The sequence below is a fragment of the Leclercia sp. CFBP8987 genome (genome assembly GCF_034044995.2).
GTDB lineage: Bacteria > Pseudomonadota > Gammaproteobacteria > Enterobacterales > Enterobacteriaceae > Enterobacter > Enterobacter tamurae.
In genome coordinates this window covers 3,967,491-3,990,204 of record NZ_CM188255.1, presented here as the reverse complement: position 1 = coordinate 3,990,204, position 22,714 = coordinate 3,967,491, and the positions used below count along the sequence as shown (strand labels likewise).

Below are 22,714 nucleotides of genomic sequence, written 5' to 3'. Positions count from 1 at the left end.
TCCAGTCAGAGAGAGATGTTCTGTTCAGTTTTCGCGTCAAAAATATGACACTTATTCATATCAAACTTAAAGTACACCTGACGGTGAAGGCCTTTGTTAATCATCGGCTTAGCTTCATCGGAAGGAATTCGGGCAGTCAGTTCATACTCGCCAACTTTCAGGTACACGAAGAATTCATGTCCCATGTTTTCGGCGCGAACCATCTCGCCGCTGCAGCAGCCCTGGGCGAAGGGCTCATCGGAGATGGAGACAAAATCAGGGCGAATCCCGTAGAAAATGTCCTGATCGACGTAGCTGGCGACTTTCTCTTTCAGCTCCGGGCTTAACGGCATGGTCTGGTTGCCGATGGTCAGAGAGAGCTGGCCATCCTGCTGCACCAGCTTGCTGGCGCGGATGTTCATCTCTGGCGAGCCGATAAAGCCGGCCACGAACATGTTTTTCGGTCTGTGGTACAGGTTGTCCGGGGTATCCACCTGCATGATGTGGCCGAGCTTCATCACGCAGATGCGGTCGCCCATGGTCATCGCTTCGGTCTGATCGTGCGTCACGTAGACGGTGGTCGCCGGTTTGCCGGAGGCCTTCAGCTGCTTGTGCAGGTCCGAGATACGGATACGCATCGAGGCACGCAGCTTGGCATCAAGGTTGGACAGCGGTTCGTCGAACAGGAACACGTCCGGCTTTTTCACAATCGCACGGCCTACGGCCACACGTTGGGCCTGACCACCGGAGAGCTGGCGCGGCAGGCGGTCCAGCAGCTCATCCAGCTCAAGGATTTTGGCCGCTTCGTTAACCTGGGCCTCAATCTGCGCTTTTGGCAGCTTGCTCAGCTTCAGGCCAAAGGCCAGGTTTTCACGCACGGTCATGTGCGGATAGAGCGCATAGTTCTGGAATACCATCGCAATCCCACGCTCTTTTGGCGCGAGGTTGTTGACGATTTTGTCCCCGATGCGCACTTCGCCGCCGCTGATGGTCTCCAGACCGGCCAGCATACGCAGGGTGGTGGACTTCGCGCAGCCGGAAGGGCCGACGATCACCATGAATTCACCTTCAGCGATTTTCAGGTCGATAGCATGTACCGCTTTGAAGCCGTTGGAGTAAACCTTTTCCAGTTTGTTGAAAATAACTTCAGCCATGATATTTCCCTCTTAACCTTTAATTCCGCTGCTGGTTACGCCCTGTACGAAGTAGCGCTGTGCCAGGAAGAAGACAATGATGGATGGCAGAATGGAGATGCTCGCCATTGCCAGAATTTCGTTCCACGGCGCACCTTCGGTGACGTCGATGGACATTTTCAGAGCCAGTGCAATCGGGTATTTATCCACGCTATAGACGTAAATCAGCGGCCCGATAAAGTCGTTCATTGACCACATGAACTGGAACAGCGCCACGGAGATGATGGCCGGTTTCAGGATTGGCACCACCACGTACCACAGCACCTGAATGGAGTTACAGCCGTCAATCTGCGCTGCTTCTTCCATGTCACGCGGTACGCCGCGCAGGAACTGGATCAGCATGAAGACGAAGAACCCCTGGGTGGCGAAGGCCAGCGGCAGGTACAGCGGCATATAGCTGTTCAGCATGCCCATTTCACGGAACATCAGGTACTGAGGGATCAGCAGCACGGTGCTTGGCAGCAACATGGTGGTGATCAGGGTTGCGAACCAGAACTTCTTCCATGGGATCTCGAAGCGGGCAAAGCCGTACGCCACGATGGTGGAGGAGATAATGGTCAGGATCACTTTCGGGATCACATACTTGAAGGTGTTCAGCATGTAATGACCGAAGTTGTACTCGGTACCGGTTTTCCAGCCGTTGATAAACCCATCCCAGGTGGCGTGGGCTGGCCACAGGCTCAGGGTGGTGAAGATCTCGTGGTTCGGTTTGAACGACGCCGAGAACATCCACACCAGCGGATAGAGCATCAGCAGGCCAACAAACAACAGGATCACATAGCGAATACTGGCGCTAATCTTTTCACGACGCAGCGTCCGCGCCACTTCACGTTCTGCGAGGCTTCTCGCCGTGGAGAGTTGTTGAATATCAGCCATTTTTGCCTCCCTTATCGGCGGAGTAGAACACCCAGTATTTCGAAGACTTAAAGGCGATAGCGGCGAAGACAGCGACTACCAGGAACAGGACCCAGGCCAGTGCAGCGCCATAACCCATGTCAAAGTACTTGAATGCGGTGTCGTAGATGTACAGCGAGAACAGGTAGGTGGAGTAGGTTGGCCCACCGCCGGTAATGACATAGGGTCCGGTAAATTCCTGGAACGCCTGAGTGGTCTGCATGATGAAGTTGAAGAAGATCACCGGCGTAATCAGCGGCACGGTCACTTTCATGAACATCTGCCATTTGGACGCGCCGTCGATCATCGCCGCTTCATACTGCGACTGCGGAACGTTCTGCAGGGCGGCGAGGAAGATCACCATCGCCGAGCCGAACTGCCAGACGCGCAGCAGGGTCACGGACATCAGTGCCAGAGAGGGTTCGCCAAGCCAGTTCACTGCGTCAAAACCAAACACGCCAATGAAGCTGTTGAGCAGGCCATCAATCGCAAACAGGGCGCGCCACAGAACGGCAATGGCGACGGAGCTGCCGAGGATCGACGGAATATAGTAAGCGGTACGGAAGAAGCCGATGCCGCGCAGTTTAAAGTTCAGAACAAAGGCAATACCCAGCGCAAAGGCCAGCTTTAAGGGGATGGTTAAAAAGACATAGGCAAAGGTCACGCCCATGGATTTCCAGAAGAGGCTATCTTCCGTAAGCATGTAGCGATAGTTTTCAATGCCGTTAAATACCGGCGGGCTCATCAGATCGTACTCAGTAAAACTGAGGAAGAAAGATGAAACAAAGGGGAAAGCGGTGAAGAGTATCAGCCCAATTATGTAGGGTGATATCCACGCCAGCCCCAGCATCTTGTTTTCATTCATACATACCTACCTGGTAATTAATGGTTTAAAACGGAATCTGTGCGGGGAGTCATTTTTAAAACATATGAACCGTTGTTTTCAAATTGTAAAACATCGTTTTAATTTATTTTATTGTGATTTAAACCCACGTCATTCGATAAATAGTGGAAATGTGATCGCGGTCGAAACAGCGTTTCAATAAGGTGAGATGGGTGGCATTTTTATCGACTTGCGCGGAAAGGCGATGAGAAAAAACCAGCTAAACAGAGGACTTTGCGCACATATTCTGGAAATTATCGCTGGCAGATACAAACTACTAATGTTTGTAGCCACGCGCAGCGTGGGAAATAAGATAGTGAGGATATAATTAACTTGTTGAATGATTATGGCGTGACAATCAGACGGGAAAAGGCGATGCGGTGACATCGCCCTGTTTTGTTATTTCAGGAAGTCTTCACGAACCGGGGTAAAGGTATCCAGCAGGGTGCCTGGCTTCAGGCAAACGCAGCCGTGCATCACATGCGGCTCTTTATAAAGCGTGTCTCCGGCGGTAACGATATGCTTCTCTTCACCGATGGTGAATTCGAATTCGCCGGATAATACATAGGTCAGCTGCTCGTGCGGGTGGTTATGCATCGGGCCGACGGCGCCCTCTTCGAAATTCACTTCTACTGCCATCATTTTGCCGTCGTGCGCCAGAATGCGACGCGAAACGCCATTGCCCAGATCCTGCAGCGTGGTTTCTTTATGGAAAATAAACATGCTCATGTCCTGTTATATAGTGAAACGTTGTTTCATTTAATTTATCCCAGCACGGGCTAAAGGGAAGCGTGGAACCAGAGAACTGGAAACTCGATCACAAGTTTGCTTCACTGGAAGAAACTCAAAGGAGAGCGCGATGAAAACGATAGGCCTGTTGGGAGGAATGAGCTGGGAATCCACCATTCCGTATTACCGTCTGATCAACGAAGGGGTGAAGCAGCGCCTGGGCGGGTTGCACTCGGCAAGCCTGCTGCTGCACAGCGTCGATTTTCATGAGATCGAAGCCTGCCAGTCCAGCGGCGACTGGGACAAAGCCGGAGAGATCCTCGCCGATGCGGCGCTGGGGTTGCAGGGGGCGGGAGCGGAGGCCATTCTGCTCTGCACCAACACCATGCACAAAGTCGCCGCGCAGATCGAAGCGCGCTGTTCTCTGCCGTTCCTGCATATCGCCGATGCCACCGGGCGGGCGATTACCGCGGCGGGCATGAACCGCGTGGCCCTGCTCGGCACCCGCTACACCATGGAACAGGATTTCTATCGTGGACGGCTGACGGCGCAGTACGGCATCGAGAGCCTGATCCCGGATGAGGCGGAGCGGGGCCGCATCAATCAGATTATCTTCGAGGAGCTGTGCCTCGGCACCTTCAGCGACGCCGCGCGCCACTACTACCTGAGCGTGATCCAGACGCTCGCCGATCGAGGGGCTCAGGGGGTGATCTTCGGCTGCACCGAGATTGGCCTGTTGATCCCGGCGGAGGAGAGCCCGATCCCGGTGTTTGATACCGCGGCGATCCACGCCGCCGATGCGGTGGAGTTTATGCTTTCGTAACCGGCGAGGATAAAAGCCGCTCCATTGGATCAACGATGGTACTCAGCCCCTGTTGCAGATGGGCGCTAAAGATATCCACCAGCGCCGAGGCCGGGCGGTGCAGCGGCTTAATCAGGCTCACCGTAAAGGGCACCGAAACAGTGAAGCGGCGGATCGCAATGCCGCTGTCGGCATAATCCAGCGCCGTCAGCGGATTCACCACCGAAATCCCCACGCCCGCCCGTACCATAGCGCAAATAGAAGCGGCGCTGTGGGTCTCCACTACCATCCGTCGTTTCACCTGATGCTCGGCAAACAGGGTATCCAGCAGCTGCCGGTAACTGTCGGTGCGCGACAGGCTGATGTAGTTCTCACCCTGAAAATCTGCCGGGGTCAGCACCGCTTTTTCAGCAAGCCTATGTCCGGCGGGCAGGACGCACACCTCATCTAATGAGAGCAGTTCGTGTCGGGCGGTGCCCGCCGGGGTGGCGAGGGTTTCGGTCAGGCCGAGATCGTGGCGCTGGGCTGAGAGCCACTCCTCCAGCAGGGGCGACTCCTGCGGGACGATGGTCAGGTTCACGTCCGGGTAGCGGGCAAGAAACGGCTGCAGCAGGGCGGGCAAAAACGACTGGGAGAAGACCGGCAGGCAGACCACAGACAGCTCGCCCTGGCGAAACTCGCGCAGGCTGTCGGCGGCGCTGACGATGCGGTCCAGCCCGTACCAGGATCGCTGCACCTCCTCGAACAGCCGCAGCCCTTGTACCGTGGGGTGCAGCCGCCCGCGGGTGCGCTCAAACAGCGTCAGGCCGATGACCTTTTCAAAGCGTGCCAGCTCGCGGCTCACCGTCGGCTGGGAGGTGTGCAGCAGGCGGGCCGCTTCGGTCAGGTTTCCGGCGGTCATCACAGCGTGGAAGATTTCAATATGGCGCAGATTTACAGCGGGCATGGGAGGCGACCTGGTTGAACGTAATCCATATCATTTTTGCATAGATTGGCGATAAAACGATATTTTTTATTCTCTTCGCGCTGTGGCGTAATCATTAAAAATTGCCTTCCCGGAGAACACCATGCCACGCCCGCTGAACAACACTGATACCGACCTGAACGCTGACAATTTACTGCGCCTGCCTGCGGAGTTTGGCTGCCCGGTCTGGGTTTATGACGCGCAGATTATCCGCGACAAAATTGCGGCGCTGCATCAGTTCGACGTGGTGCGCTTTGCTCAGAAAGCCTGCTCCAACATCCATATTCTGCGCCTGATGCGCGAGCAGGGCGTCAAGGTTGACTCCGTGTCGCTGGGCGAAATCGAACGCGCGCTGGCGGCGGGGTACGATCCAAAGGCTGACCGCGACTCCATCGTCTTTACCGCCGACCTGATCGACAGCGCCACCCTGGCCCGGGTGCATGAGCTGCAGATCCCGGTTAACGCCGGTTCGGTGGATATGCTGGAGCAATTAGGGCAGGTGTCGCCGGGCCATCGCGTCTGGCTGCGGGTCAACCCGGGCTTTGGTCACGGCCACAGCCAGAAGACCAACACCGGCGGCGAAAACAGTAAACACGGCATCTGGTACAGCGATCTGCCTGCGGCGCTGGAAGTATTGCAGCGCTATAACCTGAAGCTGGTGGGCATTCACATGCACATTGGCTCCGGCGTGGACTACGGTCACCTGGAGCAGGTGTGTGGCGCGATGGTGCGTCAGGTCATTGAGTTTGGTCAGGATCTGGAGGCGATCTCCGCGGGTGGTGGCTTATCCATTCCGTATCGCGAAGGGGAAGAGGCGATCGACACCGATCACTACTATGGCCTGTGGAACGGCGCGCGGGAGAAAATTGCCGCCCACCTGGGTCATCCGGTGAAGCTGGAGATCGAGCCGGGGCGTTTCCTGGTGGCGGAATCCGGCGTGCTGGTGGCGCAGGTGCGCAGCGTGAAGGCGATGGGCAGCCGTCACTTCGTGCTGATCGACGCGGGCTTTAACGATCTGATGCGTCCGTCGATGTACGGCAGCTATCACCACATTACCGCCCTCGCGGCTGACGGCCGGGATTTAACCCAGGCGTCAGTGGTGGAGACGGTGGTGGCCGGGCCGCTGTGTGAATCCGGGGATGTCTTCACCCAGCAGGAGGGTGGGAAAGTTGAAACCCGCGCGCTGCCGCAGGTTGTGCCGGGAGATTATCTGGTGCTGCACGATACCGGTGCCTACGGCGCGTCGATGTCCTCGAACTACAACAGCCGTCCGCTGCTGCCGGAAGTGCTGTTTGATAAGGGGGCGGCGCGTTTAATTCGCCGTCGCCAGACCATTCAGGAACTGCTCGCCCTCGAACTGTTCTGATCGAACCAGGGTCCCGTCGCTACCGAATCGCGTAATACCAGCGTGCCGGTAAAGGGCGGGATCGCTTCGATCGGCTCGCTTTTCGCCAGCCGGATCGCCTGATCGATGGCGGTGGTGATCATGTTGTCGATCGGCAGATAGACGGTAGAAAGTGCAGGCTCCAGCCATTTCGCGCAGGGCGCGTCATCAAAGCCGAACAGCGACACATCCTGCGGAATATGCAGCCCGGCCTGGTGCAGCGCCTTCGACGCCCCCAAAGCCATATCGTCATTACAGGCAAACAGGGCGCTGAACACCACCTTGTCGTTGAGTAACTCCTGACACAGCTCATACCCGCGGGACATCCCCGAATCACCGTACTTTACCCGGCTCTCATCCCAGGGAATGCCGTGCTTTTCCAGCGCCATGCGGTAGCCGGTCAGTCGCGCCTTGCCGGTGGGGGTGTGGATCGGCACCGTCATACAGGCGATCTCCCGGTGCCCCTGGCTTATCAGGTACTCCACGGCGCTGAAGGCCGCGGCCTGCTGCTCGAAGAACACGCAGCGTTCCCGGGCCTGGCTGACGTCGCGGTTGATCACCACCAGCGGCATCTGCACGCTGTTGATCAGCTTCATGATCGCTTTTTCGCTCATGTAGCGGGTGTAAAGCACGATGGCATCACACTGGCGATCGGCCAGCATCTGCACCGCTTCTTCCTCCCGCTCCGGGGTATCGTGACCGTCGGTGACAATCAGCTGTTTCCCGTGCGTTTCGGTCTGGCGGGAGGCCTGCTGCAGCAGGCGACCAAAGTAAAAACCGTCGAAGGTCGAGACCACCAGACCAATGCTGTTGCTGGTCCGGTTCGCCAGCGATCGCGCCAGAAAATTGGGGCGATAGCCCAGCTCTTCCATCGCGTTAAACACCTGCTGACGGGTACTCTCTTTCACCTGACCTGTGCCGTTCAGTACGCGCGACACCGTGGCTTTCGACACGCCCGCGCGCAGTGAGACATCCAGCATTGTTGCCATTTGCTCTTCCTGCTTCCACGTTATGCACGCAAGTTTATCACAGACGTTCAGGGGCATAAGCCGGGCGGGAGAGGCAAAACCCCCATCAGGATCACGCTTTCTGGTAACGGGTGACGGGTCAGGTAAAAGTGGTATACCAAAGTGGTTATAAATCACACTCCGGGATACCTCTTGCCGCGTTGGGAGCTTAATCACAGAACAAATCTTCACCAGAAGCTATTTTTGGTATGCCAATAGAAGCCGGCTGTACACCTTATCCCAATAAAGGCCCTTTTACTGAGGTATTACCCCATGGCATTACAGGAAAAACTGATCAACTCTCTGGGCAGTTTCGCCACTAAGTTCAACAGTTATCGCTATATCATGGCGATAAAGTCCGCCTTCATCACCTTAATGCCGGTCATCATCGTAGGCGCATTTTCGGTGCTGATCTCCAACATGGTGCTGGATCCAAAAAACGGCTTAGCCAGCTTTGAGTCGCTCTCGTTCCTCGCCACGCTGAAACCGATCACCAGCGCCCTGAACTACGCCACCCTGAACTTCCTCAATATCGGGGCCGTCTTCTTAATTGGCATCGAGCTGGGGCGCATCAACGGCATTAAGTCCCTGTTCCCGGGGCTGCTGGCGGTGATCTGCTTTATCTGCGTCACCCCGACCACCGTGGAGATGATGATCGACGGCGAAATGCACATCGTGAAAGACGTGCTCCTGCGCCAGTTCTCTGACACCCGCAGCCTGTTCCTCGGCATGTTTATCGCCATCCTGTCAGTAGAGATCTACTGCTGGCTGGAGGGCCGTCCGGGGCTGAAAATCAGGATGCCTGACACCGTGCCGCCGAACGTGTCGGCCTCGTTCTCGGCGCTGATCCCGGCGATCATTACCACCACCGTTATCGCCACCTTCGGCTTTGTGTTCCATCAGGTCACCGGCATGTACCTCTACGATGCGGTCTACCAGGTGGTGCAGCAGCCGCTGGAGCGGGTGGTGCAAAGCCTGCCGGGGATCCTGCTGCTGATGTTCGTTGCCCAGCTGTTCTGGGTGATCGGGATCCACGGTAACCAGATGATCAAACCGATCCGTGAGCCACTGTTGCTGGGGGCGATCACCGTCAACATGAGCGCCTTTGAGCAGGGGAAAGAGATCCCCAACATCATCACCATGCCGTTCTGGGATGTGTACATGAGCATCGGCGGCTCGGGCCTGACCATCGGCCTGCTGATCGCGGTGATGATTGGCACCAAGCGCAAAGAGATGAAGGAGATCGCCAAGCTCTCCATCGGCCCGGGGATCTTTAACATCAACGAGCCGGTGATCTTCGGTATGCCAATCATGCTCAACCCGATCCTGGCCATCCCGTTCATCATCACCCCGCTGGTGACCGGCTCCATCGGCTACTTCGCCACCGTCACCGGTTTTGCTGGCAAAGCCGTGGTGATGGTCCCCTGGACCACGCCGCCGCTGATCAACGCCTGGCTCTCCACTGCCGGTTCGATGGGGGCGGTGGTTACGCAGGGTGTTTGCATTATCACGGCGGTGCTGATCTACCTGCCGTTTGTGAAGATCGCTTCACGCCGTGCCGAGCAGGCCGCGATTCAGGCTGCTAACAAGGAGGCGACGAATCACGCATGAGCATTAAACAGATGACTATCCCCGGGGACTTTATCCTCGGGGCCGCGGCCTCCGCCTGGCAGACCGAGGGCTGGAGCGGGAAGAAAGCGGGCCAGGATTCGTGGATCGATCTCTGGTACAAAAACGATCGTCAGGTGTGGCATAACGGCTACGGCCCGGCGGTGGCGACCGATTTTATCAACCGTTTCCGCGAAGACGTGGCGCTGATGAAGCAGGCCGGGCTGACCCACTACCGCACCTCCATCAACTGGTCGCGTTTTCTCACCGACTATGAAAACGCCACCGTCGATGAGGAGTACGCCGCGTATTACGACGCCCTGTTTGCCGAGATGCACCGCCAGGGCATTGAGCCGATGATCTGCCTGGAGCACTACGAGCTGCCGGGCACCTTGCTGGAAACCTACGGCGGCTGGGCCTCGAAGCACGTGGTGGAGCTGTTTGTCCGCTATGCCGAACAGGTCTTCGCCCGCTATCACCACCTGGTGAAGCGTTGGTTTAGCTTCAACGAGCCGATTGTGGTCCAGACCCGGGTCTATCTTGACGCGCTGCGCTGGCCTTACGAACAGAACACCAGCACCTGGATGCAGTGGAATCACCATAAGGTACTGGCGACGGCGAAGGTGGTGAAGCTGTTCCGCGAGAAGGGTTATAGCGGCAGCGTGGGCTGCATTCTCAACCCGGAAGTGACGTATCCGCGCTCACGTGCGGCCCATGACGTGAAGGCTGCCGAAATCTACGATCTGTTCTACAACCGGGTATTCCTCGATCCGCTGGTGCACGGGCACTATCCGCAAGAGCTGTTCACCCTGCTGGAAAAACATCAGGTGCCGTGGGAGTACAGCCCCGAGGAGCTGGCGCTGATTGCCGACAACACCGTCGACGAGTTGGGGATTAACCTCTATTACCCGCACCGGGTGAAGGCCCCGTCCCGGGCCTGGCATCCGGAGACGCCGTTCCATCCGGCGTACTACTATGAGCCGTTTGAGCTGCCGGGGCGGCGGATGAATCCCTCCCGCGGCTGGGAGATCGCCCCGCGCATCATTTACGACATGGCGATGCGGATCAAAAACGACTACCGCAACATCGACTGGTTCGTGGCCGAAAGCGGGATGGGGGTTGAGAACGAAGGCCAGTATCGTAACCGTGACGGCATTATCGAGGACAACTACCGCATCAACTTTATCAGCGAGCATCTCTATTACACCCTGCTGGCGCGGGAGGAGGGGGCGAACTGCCACGGGTACATGCTGTGGGCCTTCACCGATAACGTCTCGCCGATGAACGCCTTCAAGAACCGCTACGGCCTGATTGAGATCGACCTGGCGGATAACCGCGCCCGACGCGCTAAAAAGTCGGCCAGCTGGTTCCGGCAACTGCGCGATTCGCGCGTCCTGACCCTGACCCTCGATGACGAATGGAAGTAGGCGCAGATCGCGGCGCTTCTGGTAACATAGGGCGCAAACTGGCCCGCATTAACTCAGAGTACAGGTGATAACGTGGATAAGGCTGTCGTCCCGGCGGAAAAGAAGCAGTACCAGGAGATAGGCGAGGATTTACGCGCCCAGATCATCCAGGGGCACTATCCCGTGGGCTCGCGTCTGCCGCCGGAGCGCAATATCGCGGAGACCTACGGCGTCAGCCGCACCATCGTGCGGGAAGCACTGTTGATGCTGGAGCTGCAGGGCACCGTGGATATCCGTCAGGGTTCCGGCGTCTACGTGATGCGCATTCCCGAAGAGCATGAGAATGAGGAAGAGCGTCTGTTAACAAGCGACGTTGGCCCGTTTGAAATTTTACAGGCGCGCCAGCTGCTCGAAAGCAACATCGCTGCCTTTGCGGCCAAAATGGCCACCCGGGCGGACATCGACAACCTGCGTCGCATCATCGAGCAGGAGCAGCGGGCGATTGCCGCCAACGACAACAGCCAGGACAACAGCAAGATGTTCCATCTGGTGCTGGCGGGTGCCACGCAGAACCAGATGCTGCTGGCGACCGTTGAAAGCGTCTGGCACCACATGGACAGCAGCCCGCTGTGGCAGCAGTTCAACGTCCATATCGCCAGCCGGGCGTACCGCCTGAAGTGGCTGGGCGACCGGCAAACCATCCTCGCCGCGCTGCGTCGCCGCGATGTGATGGGGGCCTGGCAGGCCATGTTCCAGCATCTGGAAAATGTCAAAAAGAGCCTGCTGGAGCTCTCCGATGAAGACGCCCCGGACTTTGACGGCTACCTGTTTGAGTCGGTGCCTGTTTTTCAGGGGAAGCTGGTGTGAAGATCCAACCGCTTTACGCCGCCCCGCAACATGCGGAGCAGGTGATCGACTGGCTGTGGCAGGCCTTTGGCGACGGGCTGGCGCGAGACTTTTTCGCCAGCGTCGTGACCTACAGTCAAACCCCGGACGCGCTGCCGCTGACCTTTATTGCCACCGAGGGCGATAGGTTACTCGGCACGGTGGGGTTATGGCGCTGCGACCTGATCACCCGCCAGGATCTTTACCCCTGGCTGGCGGCGCTGTACGTGGACGAAGCGGCGCGCGGGCAGGGGCTGGCAGGAAAATTACAGCAGTACGTGCAGAGGTATGCCGCAGAGAGCGGGCATCGCGAACTGCATCTCTGGTCCGCCTGCCGCGATTTCTATGAACGCTACGGCTGGCACTACATCGGTGACGGTCTGGAGTACCCGGACAAAACCGTGCACCTCTACCGCTATTCGCTGGCCGACTCTGCCGGCGGCGTGACCGAGTGACGGCGCACCAGCGTCGGGCTGAACACGTGGGTGATCTCCGGCGGCTGGCGTTTATCCGCCAGTGACAGCGCCAGCTCCGCCGCCTGAGTCGCCATGGTGACGATCGGGTAGCGCACCGTGGTCAGCCGCGGGCGGACATAGCGTGAGATCAGTATGTCATCGAAGCCGATCAGCGAGATATCTCCCGGCACGTCAATCCCGTTATCGTTCAGCACTCCCATTGCCCCGGCGGCCATTGAGTCGTTGTAACAGGCGATCGCCGTAAAGTTACGCCCTCGTCCCAGCAGTTCCGTCATCGCCTGCTCCCCGCCGCTCTCATCAGGTTCACCGTAGGTGACCAGACGATCGTTGCAGGGCAGGTCGTTCTCGCGCAGCGCATCGTAGTAGCCCTGCAGCCGGTCTTCGGCATCGGAGATGGGGTGGTTCGAGCAGAGGTAGCCGATGCGGGTATGCCCCTGTTGGATCAAGTGGCGGGTGGCAAGCCAGGCGCCGTAGCGATCGTCCAGCGCCACGCAGCGTTGTTCATAGCCGGGGATAATGCGATTCACAATTACCATGCCGGGGATCTGCTTCATCAGATGCACTAACTCCTCATCCGACAGCTTTTTGGCATGCACCACCAGCGCCGCGCAGCGATGGCGGATCAACTGCTCAATCGCCTGACGCTCTTTCTGTTCGTTGTGGTAGCCATTGCCAATCAGCAGAAAGTTGCCGGTGTGGTAGGCGACCTGCTCAACGGCTTTCACCATCGCGCCGAAAAAGGGATCCGACACATCACCCACCACCAGCCCGACGGTGTCGGTGGACTGCTGAGCCAGTGCCCGGGCGTTGGCGTTCGGGTGATAATTCAGGGATTCCATGGCAGTCATCACCGCCTGACGGGACGTTTCGCTGGCCTTGGGTGAATTGTTGATGACGCGTGAAACCGTGGCAACAGAAACACCCGCCAGTCGGGCCACATCCTTAATTGTCGCCATTCTCTACCTTCTCTTTGGGGTAAGCGTTTACACACTAAATAGTGTTGCGGAAAAGTGAGGCGTATTCAAGCGCAGGGCGGTGAGGCAATTCACAAAGGTGACAGACGGCAGAGGAAATTGTGTAATCGTTACACAGCGAAGCGTGACAGAAGCGGGAGAATTTGAATCTTTGCTTACACTTTGCCTCAGGCTGTTGCGATTGTCTGCTGGCGGGGGTTTGGTCGCCATTGCTACATTTGAGATCCCAGAGGTATTGATTGGTGAGAATTCTTAGTACGTACTGCGTACTCATCTCTTGCACCAGCCTGCGCAGATGCGCAGGTTTTTTTTTGTCTTTATCCGGCTGTCGCTCCTGCTGCACTTCTCGTGTAATCTGCCACAATTTACCGTAACCCGGCTCATTGAAAGGCAAAGGGAGTTGAAATGCTATTTGGGTTCTTCCGCACGCTGTTCCGTCTTCTTTTTCGCGTCCGTCTGACGGGCGATACGCAGGCATTGCACGCCGATCGCGTTCTTATTACCCCCAACCACGTCTCCTTTATTGATGGCATCCTGCTGGCGCTGTTTTTACCCGTGCGTCCGGTGTTTGCGGTCTATACCTCCGTCAGCAAGCAGTGGTACATGCGCTGGCTGACGAAGTTGATTGATTTTGTTCCCCTCGACCCGACCAAGCCGATGATGATTAAACATCTGGTGCGTCTGATTGAGCAGGGGCGTCCGGTGGTGATCTTCCCGGAGGGTCGGATCTCCATCACCGGCTCGCTGATGAAAATCTATGACGGTGCGGGCTTTGTGGCGGCGAAATCCGGTGCCACGGTGGTGCCGGTGCGCATTGAAGGCGCGGAGCTGACATTTTTCAGCCGCCTGAAAGGGCTGGTGAAACAGCGCCTGTTCCCGCGCATCACCCTGCATCTGCTGCCGCCCACCTCCTTGCCGATGCCCGACGTACCGCGTGCCCGCGATCGACGTAAAATCGCCGGGGAGATGCTGCATCAGGTGATGATGGAAGCGCGGATGGCAGTCCGCCCGCGCGAAACCCTGTACGAGTCGCTGCTGACGGCGATGTACCGCTATGGCGCGAAGAAAAACTGCATCGACGACATCAACTTTGCCCCTGACAGCTATCACAAGCTGCTGACCAAGACCTTGTTTGTTGGCCGTATCCTCGAAAAATACAGCAAGCAGGGGGAGAAGATCGGCCTGATGCTGCCGAATGCCGGGATCAGCGCTGCGGTGATCTTTGGCGCCGTCTCTCGCGGGCGTATTCCGGCGATGCTGAACTACACCGCAGGGGTGAAAGGGCTCAGCAGCGCCTTCACCGCCGCGCAGATCAACACCGTGTTCACCTCGCGCACCTTTCTTGATAAAGGCAAACTCTGGCATCTGCCGGAACAGCTTACCCAGGTGCGCTGGGTCTTCCTCGAAGATCTGAAAGCTGAAGTCACTGCTGGCGATAAGCTGTGGATTTTTGCCCACCTGCTGATGCCACACCTGGCCCAGGTGAAACAGCAGCCGGAAGATGCTGCGGTGATCCTCTTTACCTCCGGCTCGGAAGGGAACCCGAAAGGGGTGGTTCACAGCCATAAGAGCCTGCTGGCCAACGTCGAGCAGATAAAAACCATCGCTGACTTCACCGCGAAAGACCGCTTTATGTCGGCCCTGCCGCTGTTCCACTCCTTTGGCCTGACGGTAGGGCTGTTTACGCCGCTGTTGACCGGGGCCGAGGTGTTCCTCTACCCGAGCCCGCTGCACTATCGCATCGTGCCGGAGCTGACCTATGACCGTAACTGCACGGTGATCTTCGGCACCTCGACCTTCCTCGGCAACTACGCCCGCTTTGCCAATCCGTACGATTTCCACCGTGTGCGTTACGTGGTGGCCGGGGCGGAGAAACTGCAGGAGAGCACCCGCCAGCTGTGGCAGGACAAGTTTGGTCTGCGCATTCTGGAAGGCTACGGCGTAACCGAGTGCGCGCCGGTAGTCTCCATTAACGTGCCGATGGCGGCCAAACCCGGCACCGTCGGACGCATTTTACCGGGGATGGACGCGCGGCTGCTTGCCGTACCGGGTATCGAAGAGGGCGGACGTCTGCAGCTGAAGGGCCCGAACGTCATGAACGGCTATCTGCGGGTGGAAAACCCGGGCGTGCTGGAAGCGCCGACGGCGGAAAACGTTAACGGTGAGGTGGAGACCGGCTGGTACGACACCGGCGACATCGTGCGCTTTGACGAGCAGGGATATGTGCAGATCCAGGGGCGCGCAAAACGCTTTGCCAAAATCGCCGGGGAAATGGTGTCGCTGGAGATGGTTGAACAGCTGGCGCTGGCCGTATCGGCGGACAAAATGCACGCTACCGCAGTGAAAACCGATGCCAGTAAAGGCGAGGCGCTGGTGCTCTTTACTACCGACAGCGAACTGAAGCGCGAGCAGCTGCTGCAGAAGGCGCGCGAGCATGGCATTCCGGAGCTGGCGGTGCCGCGCGATATTCGCTATCTGAAACAACTCCCGGTGCTGGGCAGCGGCAAACCGGATTTCGTTACTCTCAAAGGTATGGTTGACCAGGCGGAGCCGCATAATGAGTGAGTCAGTACCCACTAACACCTCCATCTGGTCCAGGGGAATGATGGCGGTCACTGCCGCCCAGTTCCTCTCTGCCTTTGGTGATAACGCGCTGCTGTTTGCCACCCTGGCGCTGCTCAAATCCCAGTTTTACCCGGACTGGAGCCAGCCGATCCTGCAGATGGTGTTTGTGGGCGCTTACATCATTTTCGCCCCCTTTGTTGGTCAGGTGGCGGACAGCTTCGCCAAAGGGCGGGTAATGATGTTCGCCAACAGCCTGAAACTGCTGGGGGCCGCCAGCATCTGCTTTGGTGTGAATCCGTTTATCGGCTATACGCTGGTGGGGATCGGGGCGGCAGCCTACTCACCGGCCAAATACGGCATCCTCGGTGAACTCACCACCGGCGATAAGCTGGTTAAAGCTAACGGCCTGATGGAGGCCTCGACGATTGCGGCGATCCTGCTGGGCTCGATGGCAGGTGGGGTGCTGGCGGACTGGCATGTACTGGCGGCACTGGGTGTCTGCGCGGTGATGTATGGCGGGGCGGTAATCGCTAACCTGTTTATCCCGAAACTGCCGGCGGCGCGTCCGGGACAGTCCTGGCGTTTTACGCCGATGACCGCCAGCTTCTTCAACGCCTGCCGGGTACTGTGGCGTAACGGCGAAACCCGCTTCTCGCTGCTGGGCACCAGCATGTTCTGGGGCGCGGGGGTGACGCTGCGCTTCCTGCTGGTACTGTGGGTGCCAACGGCGCTGGGCATTACCGATAACGCCACGCCGACCTATCTCAATGCGATGGTGGCAGTGGGCATTGTGCTGGGTGCGGGGGCCGCAGCGAAGCTGGTGACGCTGCAAACCGTCGCACGCTGCATGCCCGCCGGGATCCTGATCGGCGTTGTGGTGCTGATCTTCGCGCTGCAGCATGCGCTGTTACCGGCCTATGCGCTGCTGTTCCTGATGGGGATCTGCGGTGGCTTCTTCGTGGTGCCGCTGAATGCGCTGCTGCAGGAGCGCGGGAAACATACCGTGGGCGCAGGTAACGCCATCGCGGTGCAAAACCTCGGCGAAAACGCCGCCATGCTGCTGATGCTGGGTCTTTACTCGCTGGCGGTGAAGGTGGGTGTGCCGGTGGTAGGCATTGGCGTTGGGTTTGGGGGCCTGTTTGCGCTGGCGATTACGGGACTGTGGATCTGGCAGCGTCGGCGGTGACAGGGCCGATGGGTTGTGCGGCCTGATGCCCTCACCCTGAACCTCTCCTTTGGTCCGAGGGCGCAAACATTAAAAAAGGCAACTTACGTTGCCTTTTTGCTTTTATTACGGTGCCGGGTAGGTATACACCTGATGCACCGCTTCAATCTCCGCTAACACCTCTTCGCTCAGCTCCAGATGGAAGCTTTCGACGTTCGTTTTCAGCTGCTCCATAGTGGTCGCGCCCAGCAGGGTGCTGGCAACAAACGGCTGACGGCGTACAAACGCCAGCGCCATCTGCGCCGGATCGAGCCCGTGACGTCTGGCGATATCCACATAGGCTGCTACCGCTTTCTGCGTCTGCTCGCCGCTGTAACGGGTAAAGCGGCTGAACAGTGTATTACGTGCCCCCGCCGGTTTTGCACCGTTAAGATATTTACCGGTCAGCGTGCCAAAGGCCAGGCAGGAGTAGGCCAGTAGCTCGACGCCCTCATACTGGCTCACTTCCGCCAGACCCACTTCGTAGCTGCGGTTTACCAGGCTGTACGGGTTTTGAATGGTAACGATGCGCGGCAGATCGTGCTTATCCGCCAGGTGCAGATAGCGCATCACGCCGAAGGCCGTTTCGTTAGAGACACCGATATAGCGGATTTTCCCCGCACGCTGGCACTCGGTTAAGGCTTCCAGGGTTTCCAGCAGCGTAACGACCGGCGCACTGTCGCTCCAGCTATAGCCGAGCTTGCCAAAACAGTTGGTCGGACGCTGAGGCCAGTGAACCTGATAGAGGTCGAGGTAATCGGTCTGCAGACGCGTCAGGCTGGCGTCCAGCGCGGCGCGGATGTTCTTACGATCGAGGTATTGATTCGGGCGAATGCCGCTGTCGTTATTGCGCGACGGGCCGCTGACCTTGGAGGCAACAACCAGCTTTTCGCGATTACCGCGTTTCGCCAGCCAGTTGCCGACGTAGGTTTCGGTTAAGCCCTGTGTTTCCGGACGCGGCGGAACCGGGTACATTTCTGCGACATCAATCAGGTTAATGCCCTGGCTGACGGCGTAATCGAGTTGCGCATGGGCATCGGCTTCGCTATTTTGTTCACCAAATGTCATCGTGCCCAACCCCAGTTGGCTTATCTCAAGTGCGCTATGGGGGATACGGTGATAATGCATAGCCGGCTTCCTTAGTTGACATGTTTTATGCGTCAGGAAACTCCCGACAAAGGAATATAAACATGACAGAGGGGAAGCGAAAAATCAAAAGGTCAGCAAGCTGCTGACCTTTAATACTATCTTTCAATAATCTGTGAAACGTCGTCGCGGTTAATCTGCATATTATTACCCTGCTGATCCCGGTAGCTAACCAGACCGGTATCATCGTCGACTTCGGGTTTGCCGTCGGTCAGGATCATGCGGCCATCTTTCGTCGCCATGACGTAATCGCTGCTACAACCTGAAACGGCAAACGCTAAACCAACAGCCGAGATTATTACTGCCCATTTTTTCATTCTTTATTACCTCCACCTGGCTCGTATTACATCTTATTGTAGTAATAACTCGGGCAAGGTTTTTTACAAAGCGGTGAAATCTGAAAAAACAGGCAAATCTGTGATAAAAGACATAATTCTGGGTAAAAAGTCAGGTATTCAGCAGAAAATGACGTGCTAACAGGGCTCCCGTGAAGTTCTTTTTCAAATAAAAGCCGCGGGGCAGCGTCAGGATAGGTTCGCCGCCCGCGCCTATGGCTTCGGTCAGCGCTTTACTGTTTGCCGCTTTGGGCCGCAGCTGGAGTACTTCCCCGTGGCGGGCGGTGATACGCTCCACCCGACCCAGCACGATCATGTCCATCAGCTCCTCCCAGTCCAGCCGCAGCTGACGATCTTCTTCCTCATTCGGGCTCCAGATCAAAGGCGCACCGACGCGCCTCTGCGCCAGCGGGATCGCGCGATCGCCTTCTACCGGGATCCACAGCACGCGCTTTAACTTATGCCGCACGTGGCTGCTCTCCCAGGTGATCCCGGTATTGCCGGTTAACGGTGCCACGCAGACAAAAGTGGTCTCCAGCGGGCGACCCAGGCTGTCGATGGGGATCGTCTTCAGCTCCACCCCCAGGGCGGCAAAATCCTGTTCAGGTTTGCTGCCCGCGCTGGCTCCCAGCCACAGCTCCAGCAGAACGCCCGTCCACCCTTTATCACGCTTAAGATCGGGTGGAATTGGCAGACCAGCCAGGGCAGCGAGTTCTCCCAGCGAGTATCCCGCCAGGCGTTGCGCTTGTTGCAGTAATGCCGCTTCCGTTGCGGGGGGAGACGTCAGAGGGGCGAGGGAAAGCATGAGTATTGCCTTTTGGTTAAAAAATGAACAGCAGTTTTCCACTGCACTGAATGAGTTTATCTTTTTCTTTTTGCTGATGCCAGGTGGATGATTTATCAGTGTTTTTATCGGCTGTAATCCGGTCAGGTTGAGGGGAGCATCCGGGTTGTTCAAATCTGGTCACTGACAATAAACAGGATCTTACCCCCTGTTATCCACAGAAAAATGGGATAACTGGGTATAACACCCACTACTGTTTCCATTTACAGCCTTGACGTGGGATGAAAATCGAAAAATCAGACAAAATGTGCCTAACTTATTGGCACAATCTGTGGATAAAACCGACGTTGTTCGATCTTTCATCAGTACCAGGATCTTTAAGGTGACCTGCATCACACTAAGCGCTGTAATTCACGCAATTCACAATTTAACTGTATGAATTATAGTGGTTTGTAAAAAACGCTATTCTCTGCAATATTCAGAGTGATCTGGGTTGTCCATCGGTAATTCCACACTTCTTCACAACTCTATCCACAGAAAAAGTGAATAAAATTGCCTTTCTGACCGCTCATCTGTTTATAACTCAGCTGATAATTGTGAGTTATTCAAATGTTATTAGGCTCCAGGCCAGAAAGAGAGTGGTTTACCGCCTCACTGGAGTGTGAAACAATCATTTATATATAAGGTTTAGTTTGGGGTAGTCCGGTGATTGATGACGATGGCTACCGCCCGAATGTAGGTATCGTAATTTGTAATCGCCAGGGTCAGGTTATGTGGGCCCGGCGATATGGTCAGCACTCCTGGCAATTTCCCCAAGGCGGGATCAATCCAGGAGAGTCCGCAGAGCAAGCGATGTATCGGGAGCTGTTCGAAGAAGTTGGCTTAAGCCGCAAGGATGTTCGCATTCTGGCTTCGACCCGCAACTGGTTGCGTTACAAGTTACCGAAGCGTTTGGTGCGTTGGGACACAAAGCCGGTATGTATCGGCCAGAAACAGAAATGGTTTCTTCTGCAATTGGTGAGCAGCGATGCGGATATCAATATGCAAACCAGCAGCACGCCCGAATTTGATGGCTGGCGCTGGGTCAGCTACTGGTATCCCGTTCGTCAGGTCGTGTCGTTTAAGCGCGACGTTTACCGTAGGGTGATGAAAGAGTTCGCAAGTGCTGTGATGATGCTTCAGGAGGCCCCTCCTAAGCCGCAGAGCGCACCTGCCTGGCGACGTAAAAGAGGTTAAGCTACGCACATTATGCTCACCCGCCTGCGTGAAATAGTCGAGAAGGTGGCCAGTGCCCCGCGGCTCAACGAGGCGCTGGATATTCTGGTCACGGATATCTGCCTTGCGATGGAAACCGAGGTCTGTTCGGTCTATCTGGCCGATCACGACCGCAGGTGTTACTACCTTATGGCCACGCGCGGATTGAAAAAACCGCGTGGTCGTACCGTCGCGCTGGCATTTGATGAAGGCGTTGTCGGTCTGGTCGGGCGTCTGGCGGAACCCATCAACCTTGCCGATGCGCAGAAACACCCCAGCTTTAAATATATTCCTTCCGTAAAAGAAGAGCGCTTCCGCGCCTTCCTCGGCGTGCCAATTATCCAGCGCCGTCAGCTGCTTGGCGTGCTGGTGGTCCAGCAGCGTGAGCTGCGCCAGTACGACGAAAGCGAAGAGTCATTCCTCGTTACGCTGGCCACGCAAATGGCGGCTATCCTCTCCCAGTCGCAGCTGGCGGCGCTGTTTGGTCAGTACCGGCAGACGCGCATTCGCGCCTTACCGGCTTCACCGGGCGTCGCGATTGCAGAAGGCTGGATGGACGCCACGCTGCCGTTAATGGAGCAGGTTTACGAAGCTTCGACGCTGGACACCGCCCTTGAGCGCGAACGACTCACCGGTGCGCTGGAAGAGGCCGCCAATGAGTTTCGCCGCTACAGCAAGCGTTTTGCCGCCGGGGCGCAGAAAGAGACGGCAGCGATCTTCGATCTTTACTCCCACCTGTTGTCCGATGCCCGGCTGCGCCGGGAGCTGTTTGACGAGGTCGACAGCGGCTCGGTAGCGGAGTGGGCGGTTAAAAAGGTCGTCGAAAAATTTGCCGAGCAGTTCGCTGCCTTAACCGACGGCTATCTGAAAGAGCGTGCCGGGGATCTGCGTACCTTAGGCCAGCGTCTGCTGTTCCATCTCGATGACACCATTCAGGGGGCCAATACCTGGCCGCCGCGCTTTGTGCTGGTGGCGGATGAACTCTCCGCCACCACGCTTGCAGAGCTGCCGCAGGACCGGCTGGCCGGGATTGTGGTGCGCGATGGCGCCGCCAACTCCCATGCCGCCATTATGGTGCGCGCGCTGGGGATCCCGACGGTGATGGGCGCGGATATTCAGCCTTCGGCGCTGCACCGGCGTACGCTGGTAGTCGATGGCTATCGCGGCGAGCTGCTGGTCGATCCTGAACCGGTGCTGTTGCAGGAATATCAAAAGCTTATCAGCGAAGAGAACGAGCTGAGCCGTCTTGCCGAGGATGACGTTAATCAGCCTGCGGCGCTAAAAAGCGGTGAGCGGATCAAAGTGATGCTCAATGCCGGGTTGAGTCCGGAACACGAAGAGAAGCTCGGCAGCCGTATTGATGGCATCGGTCTCTACCGCACCGAAATCCCGTTCATGCTGCAAAGCGGCTTCCCCTCTGAAGAGGAGCAGGTCGCGCAGTATCAGGGCATGTTGCAGATGTTCAACGACAAACCGGTGACCTTACGTACCCTTGACGTTGGCGCCGATAAGCAACTGCCGTACATGCCGATCAGCGAAGAGAACCCCTGCCTGGGCTGGCGCGGGATCCGCATTACCCTCGATCAGCCAGAGATATTCCTGATCCAGGTGCGCGCCATGCTGCGCGCCAATGCCGCCACCGGTAACCTCAGCATTTTGCTGCCGATGGTCACCAGCATTGACGAGATCGATGAAGCCCGCCGTTTGATCGAACGCGCCGGACGCGAAGTCGAAGAGATGATCGGCTACGAGATTCCGAAACCGCGGATTGGGGTGATGCTCGAAGTTCCCTCGATGGTCTTTATGCTGCCGCAGCTGGCGACGCGGGTTGATTTCATCTCGGTGGGCACCAACGACCTGACCCAGTACATGCTGGCGGTGGATCGCAACAACACCCGGGTGGCGAGCATTTACGATAGCCTGCACCCGGCGATGCTGCGTGCGCTGGCGATGATTGCCCGCGAGGCGCAAGAGCAGGGCCTCGACCTGCGTTTATGCGGTGAGATGGCGGGTGACTCGATGTGTGTGGCGATCCTGATTGGCCTCGGCTTCCGTCACTTATCCATGAACGGACGCTCCGTCGCCCGCGTGAAGTATCTCCTGCGCCATATTGACTTTGAGGATGCGCAGCTGCTGGCGAAACGCAGTCTTGAAGCCCAGCTGGCAACGGAAGTGCGTCATCAGGTGGCGGCCTTTATGGAGCGCCGCGGCATGGGTGGCCTGATCCGCGGCGGGCGTTAAG

The 22,714-nt window shown here is 57.3% G+C and carries 20 protein-coding genes; 10 read left to right on the top strand and 10 right to left on the bottom strand.

Annotated elements, in window-relative coordinates:
* Window positions 1-5 precede the first annotated feature (5 nt).
* The 4 genes from SOM40_RS19150 to SOM40_RS19135 all read right to left on the bottom strand — a co-directional run bounded on the left by SOM40_RS19150 (window position 6) and on the right by SOM40_RS19135 (window position 3,672).
* Window positions 6-1,133 (bottom strand): ABC transporter ATP-binding protein, encoded by a 1,128-nt coding sequence (locus tag SOM40_RS19150; RefSeq protein WP_166183851.1) that lies wholly within the window; start codon window positions 1,131-1,133, stop codon window positions 6-8.
* 12 nt (window positions 1,134-1,145) lie between these two features.
* Entirely contained in the window at window positions 1,146-2,048 is a 903-nt protein-coding gene (locus SOM40_RS19145) for a carbohydrate ABC transporter permease (protein ID WP_106994407.1), read from the bottom strand.
* Entirely contained in the window at window positions 2,041-2,931 is an 891-nt protein-coding gene (locus tag SOM40_RS19140) for a carbohydrate ABC transporter permease (RefSeq protein WP_106994408.1), read from the bottom strand. The genes SOM40_RS19145 and SOM40_RS19140 overlap by 8 nt, the downstream gene beginning before the upstream one ends.
* A gap of 417 nt (window positions 2,932-3,348) precedes the next feature.
* Window positions 3,349-3,672 carry a cupin domain-containing protein gene (locus tag SOM40_RS19135; RefSeq protein ID WP_106994409.1) on the bottom strand — a complete coding sequence of 108 codons (324 nt, stop codon included), beginning with the start codon at window positions 3,670-3,672 and terminating at the stop codon, window positions 3,349-3,351.
* Window positions 3,673-3,808: 136 nt separating this feature from the next.
* Between SOM40_RS19135 and SOM40_RS19130 the strand changes: the two genes are divergently transcribed.
* On the top strand, window positions 3,809-4,501 hold the full coding sequence (locus SOM40_RS19130; protein ID WP_106994410.1) for an aspartate/glutamate racemase: 693 nt from the start codon (window positions 3,809-3,811) through the stop codon (window positions 4,499-4,501).
* On the opposite strand, the gene SOM40_RS19125 is transcribed toward SOM40_RS19130, so the two are convergent.
* A complete protein-coding gene (locus SOM40_RS19125; RefSeq protein WP_320530562.1) occupies window positions 4,488-5,426 on the bottom strand; it encodes a LysR family transcriptional regulator in 939 nt (312 codons plus the stop codon). The two genes, SOM40_RS19130 and SOM40_RS19125, sit on opposite strands and share 14 nt — an antisense overlap.
* Window positions 5,427-5,547: 121 nt before the next feature.
* Between SOM40_RS19125 and lysA the strand changes: the two genes are divergently transcribed.
* Window positions 5,548-6,810, top strand: coding sequence for a diaminopimelate decarboxylase (gene lysA, locus SOM40_RS19120; protein WP_312997113.1), 1,263 nt, complete (start codon window positions 5,548-5,550; stop codon window positions 6,808-6,810).
* Here lysA and SOM40_RS19115 read toward each other — a convergent pair.
* Window positions 6,780-7,817 carry a LacI family DNA-binding transcriptional regulator gene (locus SOM40_RS19115; protein ID WP_106994413.1) on the bottom strand — a complete coding sequence of 346 codons (1,038 nt, stop codon included), beginning with the start codon at window positions 7,815-7,817 and terminating at the stop codon, window positions 6,780-6,782. The two genes, lysA and SOM40_RS19115, sit on opposite strands and share 31 nt — an antisense overlap.
* 291 nt (window positions 7,818-8,108) lie before the next feature.
* Between SOM40_RS19115 and SOM40_RS19110 the strand changes: the two genes are divergently transcribed.
* The 4 genes from SOM40_RS19110 (at window position 8,109) to SOM40_RS19095 (ending at window position 12,189) form a co-directional block, all read left to right on the top strand.
* Window positions 8,109-9,446, top strand: a complete 1,338-nt coding sequence (locus SOM40_RS19110) for a PTS sugar transporter subunit IIC (RefSeq protein ID WP_320530561.1) — start codon at window positions 8,109-8,111, stop codon at window positions 9,444-9,446.
* A complete protein-coding gene (locus SOM40_RS19105; protein WP_320530560.1) occupies window positions 9,443-10,870 on the top strand; it encodes a glycoside hydrolase family 1 protein in 1,428 nt (475 codons plus the stop codon). The genes SOM40_RS19110 and SOM40_RS19105 overlap by 4 nt, the downstream gene beginning before the upstream one ends.
* Before the next feature lie 72 nt (window positions 10,871-10,942).
* Window positions 10,943-11,716 carry a GntR family transcriptional regulator gene (locus SOM40_RS19100; protein WP_166183835.1) on the top strand — a complete coding sequence of 258 codons (774 nt, stop codon included), beginning with the start codon at window positions 10,943-10,945 and terminating at the stop codon, window positions 11,714-11,716.
* Entirely contained in the window at window positions 11,713-12,189 is a 477-nt protein-coding gene (locus SOM40_RS19095) for a GNAT family N-acetyltransferase (RefSeq protein WP_106994417.1), read from the top strand. Before SOM40_RS19100 ends, SOM40_RS19095 begins: the two co-directional genes overlap by 4 nt.
* Here the strand turns inward: SOM40_RS19095 and galR are convergent.
* Window positions 12,150-13,166: an HTH-type transcriptional regulator GalR gene (galR, locus tag SOM40_RS19090; protein ID WP_312079038.1), complete on the bottom strand. Its 1,017-nt coding sequence runs from the start codon at window positions 13,164-13,166 to the stop codon at window positions 12,150-12,152. The genes SOM40_RS19095 and galR overlap by 40 nt on opposite strands.
* A 423-nt stretch (window positions 13,167-13,589) precedes the next feature.
* Here galR and aas point away from each other — a divergent pair, with 423 nt between their 5' ends.
* Both aas and lplT read left to right on the top strand, forming a co-directional pair.
* Window positions 13,590-15,749: a bifunctional acyl-ACP--phospholipid O-acyltransferase/long-chain-fatty-acid--ACP ligase gene (gene aas / locus SOM40_RS19085; protein WP_106994420.1), complete on the top strand. Its 2,160-nt coding sequence runs from the start codon at window positions 13,590-13,592 to the stop codon at window positions 15,747-15,749.
* The gene (gene lplT / locus SOM40_RS19080) at window positions 15,742-16,935 is read left to right on the top strand and encodes a lysophospholipid transporter LplT (RefSeq protein WP_106994421.1); all 1,194 of its coding nucleotides are present in this window, start codon (window positions 15,742-15,744) and stop codon (window positions 16,933-16,935) included. The genes aas and lplT overlap by 8 nt, the downstream gene beginning before the upstream one ends.
* A gap of 105 nt (window positions 16,936-17,040) precedes the next feature.
* Here the strand turns inward: lplT and SOM40_RS19075 are convergent, their stop codons facing one another.
* The 3 genes from SOM40_RS19075 to mutH all read right to left on the bottom strand — a co-directional run bounded on the left by SOM40_RS19075 (window position 17,041) and on the right by mutH (window position 19,239).
* Complete coding sequence (locus SOM40_RS19075; protein WP_320530559.1) at window positions 17,041-18,081, bottom strand: NADP(H)-dependent aldo-keto reductase; 1,041 nt, start codon at window positions 18,079-18,081, stop codon at window positions 17,041-17,043.
* A gap of 116 nt (window positions 18,082-18,197) precedes the next feature.
* Window positions 18,198-18,416 (bottom strand): lipoprotein YgdR, encoded by a 219-nt coding sequence (gene ygdR, locus SOM40_RS19070; protein ID WP_032613767.1) that lies wholly within the window; start codon window positions 18,414-18,416, stop codon window positions 18,198-18,200.
* Window positions 18,417-18,546: 130 nt separating this feature from the next.
* Window positions 18,547-19,239 carry a DNA mismatch repair endonuclease MutH gene (gene mutH, locus SOM40_RS19065; protein WP_320530558.1) on the bottom strand — a complete coding sequence of 231 codons (693 nt, stop codon included), beginning with the start codon at window positions 19,237-19,239 and terminating at the stop codon, window positions 18,547-18,549.
* Between the two features lie 684 nt (window positions 19,240-19,923).
* Between mutH and rppH the strand changes: the two genes are divergently transcribed.
* Together rppH and ptsP are read left to right on the top strand one after the other, a co-directional pair.
* Window positions 19,924-20,454 carry an RNA pyrophosphohydrolase gene (rppH, locus tag SOM40_RS19060; RefSeq protein ID WP_032613763.1) on the top strand — a complete coding sequence of 177 codons (531 nt, stop codon included), beginning with the start codon at window positions 19,924-19,926 and terminating at the stop codon, window positions 20,452-20,454.
* A gap of 12 nt (window positions 20,455-20,466) precedes the next feature.
* Window positions 20,467-22,713 carry a phosphoenolpyruvate--protein phosphotransferase gene (ptsP, locus tag SOM40_RS19055; protein ID WP_261645025.1) on the top strand — a complete coding sequence of 749 codons (2,247 nt, stop codon included), beginning with the start codon at window positions 20,467-20,469 and terminating at the stop codon, window positions 22,711-22,713.
* The last annotated feature ends 1 nt before the right edge of the window (window position 22,714 follow it).